The organism is Pseudomonas silensiensis (genome assembly GCF_050434865.1).
Classification (GTDB): Bacteria; Pseudomonadota; Gammaproteobacteria; order Pseudomonadales; family Pseudomonadaceae; genus Aquipseudomonas; species Aquipseudomonas fluorescens_W.
The window spans coordinates 87130-99176 of the sequence record NZ_JBNDJH010000001.1 but is presented as its reverse complement, the minus strand read 5'-3'; the positions used below and the strand labels follow the sequence as shown (position 1 = coordinate 99176).

9 protein-coding genes and 2 riboswitches are annotated in these 12047 nt (G+C 60.5%); of the genes, 5 read left to right on the top strand and 4 right to left on the bottom strand.

Features of this window, described 5'->3' with window-relative positions; all coding sequences use genetic code 11:
- Window positions 1–3: 3 nt before the first annotated feature.
- Complete coding sequence (gene cobW / locus QF010_RS00395; protein WP_429532316.1) at window positions 4–1065, bottom strand: cobalamin biosynthesis protein CobW; 1062 nt, start codon at window positions 1063–1065, stop codon at window positions 4–6.
- A 100-nt stretch (window positions 1066–1165) separates the two neighbouring features.
- Window positions 1166–1380: riboswitch (cobalamin riboswitch) on the bottom strand.
- A 120-nt stretch (window positions 1381–1500) separates the two neighbouring features.
- Window positions 1501–1729, top strand: a riboswitch (cobalamin riboswitch).
- A gap of 121 nt (window positions 1730–1850) precedes the next feature.
- Between cobW and QF010_RS00390 the strand changes: the two genes are divergently transcribed.
- The 4 genes from QF010_RS00390 to cobM all read left to right on the top strand — a co-directional run bounded on the left by QF010_RS00390 (window position 1851) and on the right by cobM (window position 4013).
- A complete protein-coding gene (locus QF010_RS00390; protein ID WP_033061649.1) occupies window positions 1851–2054 on the top strand; it encodes a CbtB domain-containing protein in 204 nt (67 codons plus the stop codon).
- An 11-nt stretch (window positions 2055–2065) separates the two neighbouring features.
- Window positions 2066–2773 (top strand): CbtA family protein, encoded by a 708-nt coding sequence (locus QF010_RS00385; protein ID WP_033061648.1) that lies wholly within the window; start codon window positions 2066–2068, stop codon window positions 2771–2773.
- On the top strand, window positions 2770–3183 hold the full coding sequence (locus tag QF010_RS00380; RefSeq protein WP_033061647.1) for a cobalamin biosynthesis protein: 414 nt from the start codon (window positions 2770–2772) through the stop codon (window positions 3181–3183). The genes QF010_RS00385 and QF010_RS00380 overlap by 4 nt, the downstream gene beginning before the upstream one ends.
- 83 nt (window positions 3184–3266) lie before the next feature.
- Window positions 3267–4013 carry a precorrin-4 C(11)-methyltransferase gene (gene cobM / locus QF010_RS00375; protein ID WP_033061646.1) on the top strand — a complete coding sequence of 249 codons (747 nt, stop codon included), beginning with the start codon at window positions 3267–3269 and terminating at the stop codon, window positions 4011–4013.
- 76 nt (window positions 4014–4089) lie between these two features.
- On the opposite strand, the gene nfuA is transcribed toward cobM, so the two are convergent.
- The 3 genes from nfuA to QF010_RS00360 all read right to left on the bottom strand — a co-directional run bounded on the left by nfuA (window position 4090) and on the right by QF010_RS00360 (window position 8156).
- On the bottom strand, window positions 4090–4674 hold the full coding sequence (nfuA, locus tag QF010_RS00370; RefSeq protein WP_008035804.1) for a Fe-S biogenesis protein NfuA: 585 nt from the start codon (window positions 4672–4674) through the stop codon (window positions 4090–4092).
- A 57-nt stretch (window positions 4675–4731) separates the two neighbouring features.
- Window positions 4732–5766 (bottom strand): acyltransferase family protein, encoded by a 1035-nt coding sequence (locus tag QF010_RS00365; protein WP_429532315.1) that lies wholly within the window; start codon window positions 5764–5766, stop codon window positions 4732–4734.
- 95 nt (window positions 5767–5861) lie between these two features.
- The gene (locus tag QF010_RS00360) at window positions 5862–8156 is read right to left on the bottom strand and encodes a fatty acid cis/trans isomerase (RefSeq protein WP_429532314.1); all 2295 of its coding nucleotides are present in this window, start codon (window positions 8154–8156) and stop codon (window positions 5862–5864) included.
- A gap of 155 nt (window positions 8157–8311) precedes the next feature.
- Between QF010_RS00360 and metH the strand changes: the two genes are divergently transcribed.
- A complete protein-coding gene (metH, locus tag QF010_RS00355) occupies window positions 8312–12022 on the top strand; it encodes a methionine synthase (protein ID WP_033061643.1) in 3711 nt (1236 codons plus the stop codon).
- Window positions 12023–12047: the final 25 nt, after the last annotated feature.

Below are 12047 nucleotides of genomic sequence, written 5' to 3'. Positions count from 1 at the left end.
GGCTTAAACGCTGAGCGCAGCGCGCAATTGCGATTCGAGCAGCGCGGCGTCCAGTTCCTGGCCGATCAACACCAGACGCGTGGTGCGCGCTTCAGCGGCGCCCCACTGACGGTCGAAGTGCTTGTCGAAACGGGTGCCCACGCCCTGGATCAGCAGGCGCATCGGCTTGTTCGGGATCGCCGCGAAGCCTTTCACGCGCAGAATGCCGTGCTGGACCACCAATTGGGTCAGCGCGTCCAGCAGCAGGCTTTCGTCGGCTTGAGGCAGTTCGATGGAGATGGAGTCGAACGCGTCGTGGTCGTGATCGTCTTCACCTTCATGGTGATGATCATGATGGCTGTGACGGCTGTCGATGTGTTCTTCGGAGCCGGCGCCGAGGCCGATCAGTACGTCCAGTGGCACGCGACCGCTGCTGGCTTCGATGACTTTTACTGCAGGCGGCAGTTCTTCAGCGACTTCCAGGCGTACACGGGCCAGGTCTTCAGGGCTGATCAGGTCGGCCTTGTTGAGGATCACCAGGTCGGCGCTGGCCAGTTGATCGGCGAACAGCTCGTGCAGCGGCGATTCGTGGTCCAGGTTCGGGTCGAGTTTGCGCTGGGCATCGACCTGGTCCGGGAACGCCGCGAAGGTGCCAGCGGCGACCGCCGGGCTGTCGACCACGGTGATGACCGCGTCAACGGTGCAGGCGCTGCGGATTTCCGGCCACTGGAAGGCTTGTACCAGCGGTTTTGGCAGGGCCAGGCCCGAGGTTTCGATGAGGATGTGGTCGAGGTCACCGCGACGGGCGACCAATTCGCGCATCACCGGGAAGAATTCTTCCTGAACGGTGCAGCACAGGCAGCCGTTGGCCAATTCGTAGACGCGGCCGTTGGCTTCTTCTTCAGTGCAGCCGATGGAGCACTGCTTGAGGATCTCGCCGTCGATGCCCAGCTCGCCGAACTCGTTGACGATCACCGCAATACGACGGCCCTGAGCGTTGTCGAGCATGTGCCGCAGCAAGGTGGTTTTGCCCGAGCCGAGGAAGCCGGTAACGATGGTGACGGGGAGTTTGGCCAGTGTTTTCATCGGATGCCCTTTGGCAAGGTGGCGGGCATACGGGACGACAATCGCTGCGACGGATGCGCGCGCGGAAGAGTTCGCCACCGGATCACCCCGCCCGGTTGTAGTGAGAATCTGTGTCGAGGCAGGTCTCCTGGCTGACGGTTTGCCGGGCTTGTGGGCCTGGCATTCGCTGCGCCTTCCCGCGAACCCGTTGCACAGGGTTTGCAGTGGCGTGGCAGCGAACATCACCGTTCACAGTTGCGGGGGCAGCCGCGGCATCGACCGCGTTCCCTTCTTAGCTTCGGCAGACGCCGAAGAACCTCGAAAGCGCAAGGCTACGCATCGTGTCGGGGCGGGTCAATGTCCGCAAGTTGATTGCGATCCCCTCACCACAGGTATCCACCTGGGTACCGAGTTGAGAACCCTTGCCAATTGACGCCCAACCCCCGCCCATGCTCTCCTACACGCCTTGTTACGGGTGCCCTTCACAGGGTGAAACGGGAAACCGGTGAATCATGTGCTTTACTCTAAAGTCATGTCAGTCCGGTGCTGCCCCCGCAACGGTAAGCGAGCGAAGCGTCAGATCCACTGTGCCAGCAGTTCGGCATGGGAAGGTGATGCTTGCAGGTCAAGGCGAAAGCCAGTGCCCCTCGTGAGCCCGGAGACCGGCCCGCAACACAAAGTGAGCATTACGATCACTGAACAACAAACCCGCGGTGGGCGGGCGCTGTTTGAACCTCTGCGTGCCCGACTCGCAGGGGTCTTCCATGCGCTCTATATCACCCGCTGACAGACCAGAGGGAAGCGCCATGTCGATCATCAGCAGTACCGGCAGCAACACCGATAAGAGCACCGCCAGCACCACCATTACCCTGACTCAACGCCTGACCGCCGCCGCATGCGCGTCGATCCTGGGTGCGTGCCTTGTGTATTTCGCCGGTTTCTCGCACATCGAAGCAGTGCACAACGCCGCTCACGATACCCGCCACAGCTCTGCATTCCCGTGCCATTGAGACCTGATGACATGATCAAGCGTATTGCGCAAACCGCAGGGTTCACCGGGCTTCTGGCCGCCCTGTTGCTGACCCTGCTGCAAAGCTTCTGGGTGGCTCCGCTGATTCTGCAGGCCGAGACTTACGAAAAATCCGAGCCGGCTGCTGTTGAAGTTCACGAACACGCCGCAGGTGCTGTCGCCGCTCACACTCACGATGCCGAAGCCTGGGAACCGGAAGACGGTTGGCAGCGCGTGCTGTCCACCACCGGCGGCAACCTGGTGGTAGCGGTCGGTTTCGCCCTGATGCTGGCCGGTCTTTACACCTTGCGCGCACCGACCAAAACCTCCCAAGGCCTGCTTTGGGGCCTGGCCGGTTACGCCACGTTCGTGCTGGCACCGACCCTTGGTCTGCCGCCCGAGCTGCCGGGCACTGCCGCGGCTGATTTGGCGCAACGGCAGATCTGGTGGATCGGCACGGCAGCCTCCACCGCGGTCGGCATCGCATTGATCGTGTTCAGCCGTCACTGGCTGATGAAAGTGCTCGGCGTGGCCATTCTGGCTGTTCCTCATGTGATCGGCGCACCACAACCGGAAGTCCACTCGATGATGGCACCGGAAGCCCTGGAAGCTCAGTTCAAAATCGCTTCGCAGCTGACCAACGTGGCATTCTGGCTGGCCCTGGGCCTGATCAGTGCCTGGTTGTTCCGCCGCAAAAGCGATGGTCAATACCACGCATGACTGAGATCAGCACAGCGCCGACGTTAGTGGTCGGCCTGGGCTGCCAGCGCGGCTGCCCCGTCAGCACGCTGCGGGCGCTGCTCGATCAGGCGTTACAGGCTCATAAAATCGGACTTCACCAGATCAAGGCCCTGGCCAGCATCGACCTGAAGCGCGAAGAACCTGGCTTGATCGAACTGGCCGAACAACTCGCACTCCCACTGATGTACTTCAGCAGCGAACAACTGGCCGGCTATCAACCGCAACTCAGCCACCGCTCGGACATCGCGTTCGAACGCACCGGCTGCTACGGCGTCGCGGAAAGTGCCGCCCTGGCCCTGGCCGAACAGCTGGCCCAGGCACCGGCAAAGTTGCTGATTCCACGACAAAAATATGCCCAGGCCACCTTGGCATTGGCCGGCGCCGCCTGAAATCCTCGATAATCCCCGCCTTCGATCATGAGCAATCTTCATCTGAAGCCTTGCCCAGCCTCTTTTTCTCACAGGAACCGACGATGACCGTCTACTTCATTGGCGCAGGTCCCGGCGACCCGGAACTGATCACGGTCAAAGGCCAACGGCTGATTCGCAGCTGCCCGGTGATCATCTATGCCGGCTCCCTGGTGCCCACCGCCGTGCTGGATGGCCATCGCGCCGAGCAGGTGGTCAACAGCGCCGAACTGCACCTGGAACAGATCATCGAGCTGATCAAATCCGCCCATGCCAAGGGCCAGGACGTGGCCCGGGTGCACTCCGGCGACCCGAGTCTTTACGGTGCGATTGGCGAGCAGATCCGCTACCTGCGCGAACTCGACATCCCGTTTGAAATCATTCCCGGCGTCACGGCCACGGCGGCCTGCGCCGCGCTTCTGGGTGCGGAATTGACGTTACCGGACGTGTCGCAAAGCGTGATCCTGACCCGCTACGCCGACAAGACTGCGATGCCCGCCGGCGAAGAGCTCGGCAGCCTGGCGCAGCACGGGGCGACCATGGCGATCCATCTGGGGGTCAATCATCTGGAGAAAATCCTGGCCGAGTTGCTGCCGCATTACGGCGCGGACTGCCCGATCGCGGTGATTCACCGGGCGACCTGGCCGGATCAGGATTGGGTGGTGGGGACGCTGGAAGACATTGCCGCGAAGGTTGAAGCCAAGGGGTTTCGGCGCACGGCGTTGATTTTGGTGGGCCGGGTGTTGGGCAGTGATCACTTTAGTGAGTCGTCGCTGTACCGTGCCGGGCATGCGCATCTCTACAGACCCTGAAGCACTCACAGCTTATTATTGCCCATAAAAAAACGGCACTCACGGGTGCCGTTTTTTCGTTTCTGCAGCGAACACCTTAGTAGTAGGCGTTTTCTTTCTGCGTGTGGTCGGTGACGTCACGAACGCCCTTGAGCTCGGGAATGCGCTCGAGCAAGGTGCGCTCGATGCCTTCGCGCAAGGTGACGTCTGCCTGGCCGCAGCCCTGGCAACCGCCGCCGAACTTCAGCACGGCGATGCCGTCATCGACCACATCGATCAGGCTGACCTGACCGCCGTGGCTGGCCAGCCCCGGGTTGATCTCGGTTTGCAGGTAATAGTTGATACGCTCGTTGATCGGGCTGTCGGCGTTGACCATCGGCACTTTGGCGTTTGGCGCCTTGATGGTGAGCTGGCCGCCCATACGATCGGTGGCGTAATCGACTACCGCATCGTCCAGGAAGGCTTCGCTGAACGAGTCGATGTAAGCGGTGAAGCTTTTGAGCCCCAGCGCCGTGTCTTCAGGTTTTTCTTCGCCCGGCTTGCAATAAGCAATGCAGGTTTCGGCGTACTGGGTGCCAGGCTGGGTGATAAAGACGCGGATGCCGATGCCTGGGGTGTTCTGCTTGGAGAGCAGATCAGCCAGATAATCGTGGGCGGCGTCGGTAATGGTAATAGCGGTCATGGAAACTCCTCGCAGGCTTGGGCGCAGTTTACGCCAATCATCGCGCCGTACAAAGTCCTAGTATTTTTGTCGGGAAAGAGCCGGAACTGCCTCGACAGCCAATTCGCCGTCGATTCGGCCTTTAAGCCACCGATAGCTGCATTTTTCCACCCATTCGTAACTTGCCCACGAGCCCAGACCGATTGTCGCGACGCAAACGGCGAACATCACGTAGGGATTGATGCCATAACGCTGTGCGACAAAACCACCGGCGGACAGCACCAACACGTGCATCAGGTACACCGAGTAGGAGCAGTCGCCCAGCAGTTTGAGCACCCGGCCATGCTCGAAATAGCGCTCCAGCGCCATGCACGCCATCACCAGCACCGCGCTCGGCAGGCCCCAGGCCAGCAACCGTGGCTGCGGCGCCAGGTGATAAATCGCCAGCAACGCGCCGCCAATGCCCAGCAACGGGAGCCAGAACCCGGGCTTGATCCAGCCGCGACGGTAAATCATGCCGATGGCCATCCCCAGCAAGAATTCATAAACAATGTCCGAGCGGTAGAACTCGCTGATCCAGCCGTAGCCGGTCCAGGCCTGACACACCGCAAACAGCAGCGCCGCGACGATCAGCAGCCGAACCTGCATGCGGAACAGCAGCGCCCAGGCAAACAGCACATAGAAGAGCATTTCGTAGTTGAGGGTCCAGCCGACGTTGAGCGTCGGATAAATCCCGTAGCCGCCAGGGTTTTCCGTGGGAATGAACAACAGCGATAGCAGGAAATGCGACCAGTCGACGGTCTGATCCGGCAGAATCGGTTGAGCGAATACCACCAACAGCGCCATCAACACCGTATACAGCCAGTACGCCGGAACGATGCGGAACAGCCGATACAGCAGAAAGCGCCCCGGCGGCAGTGATTTGCCCTCGGTGGACAGGAAAATCACCAGCCCACTGATGACGAAGAAGATGTCGACCCCCACCGCCCCCTTGTCGATGAACATTTGTCCTACCGGCCCACGGGCCTGGAAGTCGAAAAATATCTGCATGAAATGGTGGCAGACCACCGTCCAGGCCGCGAGCGCGCGCAGTGCCTGTACTGAAATCAACATCGACGGCCCTCCCGATCCCGGAGTTAAACCACCGCAGATCCCTTGGAATCTGCGGTGCCTGATAAATCCGACACCGGCCAACAGTCAAAGGTCGATCAAAGATTCTCGTACCGGTTCATGTCCAGCACGCCCTCTTCCACCGGATCGGTCTCGTGGACGTACCGGCTCAGGTCATGGAAGTAGAACCAGAACTGCGGATGGCTGCGGCGAATGCCCCAGCGCTCGATGATTTTTTCGAAGCGATTGGCGTCCTTGGCGTTTTCCATCTCGTCCACGAACTCAGGCACTTGCTCGGCCGGAATATTGAACATGAAGTTCGGATAGCTGCTGAGCACGCCCGGAAAAATGGTAATCGTGTCGAGCCCCGGTTGATAACGCAGGGATTCACCGAGCAGGAACGCGACGTTACTGTGCGCGCGGTTGCGCAGCAGGCTGTAAACCTCGCGCTTGCCGCTCGCGGTTTCGATGCGCAGCAGGGTCGCTTCCGGCAACTGATCGATAACCTTCAGCCCGGCCGCCGGACGCGAAGTCAGGCGACTCAAGGCCTGCTCGGCGCTCTGCAAGGCCAGATCGATGTTCGGCCGCGAGCAGTAAGCGCCGTCACAACGGTTGATCGGATCAGGCTTGGCGTTGAGGTCGCCGTAACGGGTGAGCAGCTGCAGGGCGAAATCGCGTTTCGGGTCTTTTTCGTCCAGTACCAGCGCCGTCTCTTTGTCGTTATCGATGGCCTCGTAGTTCAGCCACATCTTGAATTTGCCGCCGCTCTGGTACCAGTCGTCGAGGTAGTCGTCCCGCGAGTCGGCGGGCATCAAGCGCAGGAAGTTCTGCTCGGCGCCATTGCGGATCAGGTCGAAATACAGCCGGGTTTGCGCCTGATGGGAGACGTTGCCGAACACGTCAAAATTGACTGCCAACTGATAATAAGTGCGCTCCAGCAGCGGGAAGTCGAACAGCCACATCGTTTGCGGCACGTCACCGATCAGGCCTTTGCTCACCGAGGCGCTGTCGAAATGCCGGAAGATCGTCAGCAAGGCGTTATCGTTGCCAGCCCATAAGGTCGACCAGCTCGGCGCTGGCGCATCGGCGTAACTGTCACGGCGCAACACCTCGTACTCGTTACGCTTGTCGCGGTAGTCATGCCACAGGCTCAGGATGCTGCCGACATCGTCGTTCTGCCCCGGCATCGCCAGCAACGGCGTGGCCTGGCCGCGGTACTTCGGATCGATGATGTAGAGGTCGTGCTCAGGCGCCTGGAACATTGCCCAGAAGTTATCGCGGATCACGTCGGTGGCGATCTGACCGCGGCACACCGGGCCGCGAATAAACGTACGAACGAAGTATTCGGCGTTATCGAGCATGAATTGATAACGCGCCTGGGCCGGGATCGCCTCGAACGTAGTGAACGGATTGGCCCGACGCTCCGGCCCGTAGCCCGGCAAGGCGTGAACCTGCCAGTTGCCGTTATAGAAGAGGCTTTTGATCCGTGCCATCTTCGCCGCGCTCAGCGGGTAGGTGATGTGGGTCTTCTGCACAATCACGCCTTGCACCGGCCACAAGCGGTAATACACCTGAGTGCCCGGGTCGTCATTCGGGCGGCGTGTGTTGATCAGATCGATAGGCTGACCGGTCGGCGTGCGCGAACGCACCCACTGAAAGAAATGCCCCGGCTCGCCGTCCTTGAAATAGAGATGAGCGAGAAACCAATGCTCGAATAACCAGCGTCCCACCAGGCTTTGCCGTGCGCCCGGTGCATTGAGCAGGTTCTCCCACTGCACCACCTGCATCGCTTCCTTGGCGCTCGGCACCAGACCTTGCTCGTCAATCGGCGCGCCGGACGCCAGCCAGCGTTGCAGCGTCTGGTACTGCTGGTCGGTCAGGCCGGTGACCGCCAGCGGCATGCCCTCTTGGGGATGTGATTTGGCGTAACCGTCGAATTCGGCCGGCAAGGCGCACATGTTTTCCCGGTTCAGACCAAGGACGATGTCCTCCGGCAACCTGGCGTTGGGTTGCAAGGGAGTTTTGTGGCCCAACTCAAGCATCCGCGCCATCAACGCGGCCTGACTGCCCTGAGTGTCGAGCACCGAATAGAAGTCCTTTTGCTGCCAGGCGCGTTTACCGAAGGCGTCATAAAACAGCCGGGTTGGCGCGGCAGCCTGGCGGCGATCGCCGTCGTAGACCGGGATCTTGGTGGCGCCACGAGCAGCCCCTTCGCCACTGCCCAGATTGAGCTGACAGGCGGCGTCGTAGCAGGCATGGCAGGCCACACACTTTTCGGTGAAGATCGGTTGTATATCGCGGCTGTAGGAAATGGCAGAGGAAATCGCCGGATCCTGCGCGGCAGCGCCCCAGCTTAAAAACAGCAACACCATGCTGATGACGCGATAAGACATATCCCTGGTCCCGATCATGAAAAAACGCCGCGATTCTACCGATCTGCACCCCACTCCAACATGAGCGATATTCATGCAAAACCGGGACATGCTCTAAAACCGCACAGGTTTGCTATTATCCCGCCCCTTCGTCATGGTCTTTCCGAGTAGTCCAAATGTCCGATCGCAGTGTTCGCCTTCAAGCTCTCAAGCACGCCCTCAAAGAGCGCATCCTGATTCTCGATGGCGGCATGGGCACGATGATCCAGAGCTACAAGCTCGAGGAGCAGGATTACCGCGGCAAACGCTTCGCCGACTGGCCAAGTGACGTCAAGGGTAACAACGACCTGTTGATCCTGACGCGCCCGGACGTGATTGGCGCCATCGAGAAAGCCTACCTGGATGCCGGCGCCGACATTCTGGAAACCAACACCTTCAATGCCACCCAGGTGTCCCAGGCTGACTACGGCATGCAGGGCCTGGCGTATGAGCTAAACGTAGAAGGCGCACGTCTGGCGCGCAAGGTTGCAGACGCCAAGACCCTGGAAACCCCGGACAAGCCGCGCTTCGTCGCTGGCGTGCTCGGTCCGACAAGTCGCACTTGCTCGCTGTCGCCTGACGTGAACAACCCCGGCTACCGCAACGTGACCTTCGATGAACTGGTGGAAAACTACACCGAGGCCACCAAAGGCCTGATCGAAGGCGGCGCCGACCTGATCCTGATCGAAACCATTTTCGACACCCTGAACGCCAAAGCGGCGATCTTCGCCGTGCAAGGTGTGTACGAAGAACTCGGCGTCGAACTGCCGATCATGATTTCCGGCACCATCACCGATGCCTCCGGCCGCACGCTTTCGGGCCAGACCACCGAAGCGTTCTGGAACTCCGTGGCCCACGCCAAACCGATTTCGGTCGGCCTGAACTGCGCCCTCGGCGCCAGCGAATTGCGTCCGTACCTGGAAGAGCTGTCGAACAAGGCCAGCACCCACGTTTCCGCGCACCCGAACGCCGGCCTGCCGAACGAATTCGGCGAGTACGACGAACTGCCGGCGGAAACGGCCAAGGTCATCGAAGAGTTTGCCCAAAGCGGCTTCCTCAACATCGTCGGCGGCTGCTGCGGTACCACGCCGGGTCACATCGAAGCCATCGCCAAAGCGGTGGCCGGTTATGCGCCGCGTGCAATCCCGGACATTCCAAAGGCCTGCCGCCTGTCGGGCCTGGAACCGTTCACCATCGATCGCAACTCGTTGTTCATCAACGTCGGCGAGCGGACCAACATCACCGGTTCCGCCAAGTTCGCCCGCCTGATCCGTGAAGACAACTACACCGAAGCCCTGGAAGTCGCCCTGCAACAGGTCGAAGCCGGCGCCCAGGTGATCGACATCAACATGGACGAAGGGATGCTCGATTCGAAGAAGGCCATGGTGACCTTCCTCAACCTGATTGCCGGTGAGCCGGACATTTCCCGCGTACCGATCATGATCGACTCCTCCAAGTGGGAAGTGATCGAAGCCGGCCTCAAGTGCATCCAGGGCAAGGGCATCGTCAACTCCATCAGCATGAAGGAAGGCGTCGAGCAGTTCATTCATCACGCCAAACTGTGCAAACGCTACGGCGCCGCAGTCGTCGTGATGGCCTTCGACGAAGCCGGCCAGGCCGACACCGAAGCGCGCAAGAAAGAAATCTGCAAACGCTCCTACGACATTCTGGTCAACGAAGTCGGCTTCCCGCCGGAAGACATCATCTTCGACCCGAACATCTTCGCCATCGCCACCGGCATCGAAGAACACAACAACTACGCTGTCGACTTCATCAACGCCTGTGCCTACATCCGTGACGAACTGCCGTACGCGCTGACCTCCGGTGGCGTGTCCAACGTGTCGTTCTCGTTCCGCGGCAACAACCCGGTGCGCGAGGCGATTCACTCGGTGTTCCTGCTGTATGCGATCCGCAACGGCCTGACCATGGGTATCGTCAACGCTGGCCAGCTGGAGATCTACGACCAGATCCCGGCCGAGCTGCGTGATGCCGTGGAAGACGTAGTGCTCAACCGCACCCCGGAAGGCACCGACGCCCTCCTCGCCATTGCCGACAAGTACAAGGGTGACGGCAGCGTCAAGGAAGCCGAGACCGAAGAATGGCGCGGCTGGGACGTCAACAAGCGTCTGGAACATGCGCTGGTCAAAGGCATCACCACGCACATCGTTGAAGACACCGAAGAATCCCGTCAGTCGTTCGCTCGCCCGATCGAAGTGATCGAAGGCCCGCTGATGTCCGGCATGAACATCGTCGGCGACCTGTTCGGCGCCGGCAAAATGTTCCTGCCACAAGTGGTGAAATCCGCCCGCGTAATGAAGCAGGCCGTGGCTCACTTGATCCCGTTCATCGAACTGGAAAAAGGCGACAAACCGGAAGCCAAGGGCAAGATCCTCATGGCCACGGTAAAAGGCGACGTGCACGACATCGGCAAGAACATCGTTGGCGTGGTGCTGGGCTGTAACGGCTATGACATCGTCGACCTCGGCGTGATGGTGCCGGCGGAGAAAATCCTGCAGGTGGCCAAGGAGCAGAAGTGCGACATCATCGGCCTCTCCGGCCTGATCACGCCTTCGCTGGATGAAATGGTCCACGTCGCCCGCGAGATGCAGCGTCAGGACTTCCACCTGCCGCTGATGATCGGTGGCGCGACCACCTCGAAAGCGCACACGGCGGTGAAGATCGAGCCGAAATACAGCAACGACGCAGTGATCTACGTCACCGACGCTTCCCGCGCCGTGGGCGTGGCGACGCAGTTGCTGTCCAAGGAATTGAAGCCGGCGTTCATCGAGAAGACTCGCCTGGAATACATCGAAGTCCGCGAGCGCACCGCCAACCGCAGCGCCCGTACCGAACGCCTGAGCTATCCGGCGGCCATCGCCAAGAAGCCGCAGTTCGACTGGAGCACTTATGAGCCGGTCAAACCGACGTTCACCGGTGCCAAGGTGCTGGACAACATCGACCTGAAAGTCCTGGCCGAATACATCGACTGGACGCCGTTCTTTATCTCCTGGGACCTGGCCGGCAAGTACCCGCGCATCCTCACGGATGAAGTGGTCGGTGAAGCCGCCACCGCGCTGTTCGCCGATGCTCAGGAAATGCTCGCCAAGCTGATCGACGAGAAACTCATCAGCGCCCGTGCGGTGTTCGGCTTCTGGCCGGCCAACCAGGTGCGTGAGGATGACATTGAAGTCTACGGCGATGACGGCAAGCCGATTGCCAAGCTGCATCACCTGCGTCAGCAGATCATCAAGACCGACGGCAAACCGAACTTCTCCCTGGCTGACTTCGTTGCACCGAAGGACAGCGAAGTGACCGACTACGTGGGTGGTTTCATCACTACCGCCGGTATCGGTGCCGAAGAAGTGGCCAAGGCCTATCAGGATGCCGGCGACGACTACAACTCGATCATGGTCAAGGCACTGGCCGACCGTTTGGCCGAGGCGTGCGCCGAGTGGCTGCACCAGCAGGTCCGTAAAGACTACTGGGGTTATGCCAAGGACGAGACGCTCGACAACGAGGCGCTGATCAAAGAGCTATACACCGGTATCCGCCCTGCCCCGGGCTACCCGGCCTGCCCGGATCACACCGAGAAATCCACGCTGTTCAAGTTGCTGGACCCTGAGGCCTCGGAAATGAAAGCCGGCCGCAGCGGCGTGTTCCTCACCGAGCACTACGCCATGTTCCCGGCGGCAGCGGTCAGCGGTTGGTACTTCGCTCACCCGCAGGCGCAGTATTTTGCCGTGGGCAAGATCGACAAGGATCAGGTCCAGAGCTACACGTCGCGCAAGGGTCAGGAATTGAGCGTGACCGAGCGCTGGTTGGCGCCGAACCTGGGTTACGACAACTGATGGTGGTCCCGGGAGTCGACTGGTG

Coding starts and splice junctions, on each gene's coding strand:
- QF010_RS00360 (WP_429532314.1), bottom strand. CDS start 8,156: ATGTCTTATCGCGTCATCAGCATGGTGTTGCTGTTTTTAAGCTGGGGC.
- nfuA (WP_008035804.1), bottom strand. CDS start 4,674: ATGACCGCTATTACCATTACCGACGCCGCCCACGATTATCTGGCTGAT.
- QF010_RS00390 (WP_033061649.1), top strand. CDS start 1,851: ATGTCGATCATCAGCAGTACCGGCAGCAACACCGATAAGAGCACCGCC.
- cobM (WP_033061646.1), top strand. CDS start 3,267: ATGACCGTCTACTTCATTGGCGCAGGTCCCGGCGACCCGGAACTGATC.
- QF010_RS00365 (WP_429532315.1), bottom strand. CDS start 5,766: ATGTTGATTTCAGTACAGGCACTGCGCGCGCTCGCGGCCTGGACGGTG.
- QF010_RS00385 (WP_033061648.1), top strand. CDS start 2,066: ATGATCAAGCGTATTGCGCAAACCGCAGGGTTCACCGGGCTTCTGGCC.
- QF010_RS00380 (WP_033061647.1), top strand. CDS start 2,770: ATGACTGAGATCAGCACAGCGCCGACGTTAGTGGTCGGCCTGGGCTGC.
- metH (WP_033061643.1), top strand. CDS start 8,312: ATGTCCGATCGCAGTGTTCGCCTTCAAGCTCTCAAGCACGCCCTCAAA.
- cobW (WP_429532316.1), bottom strand. CDS start 1,065: ATGAAAACACTGGCCAAACTCCCCGTCACCATCGTTACCGGCTTCCTC.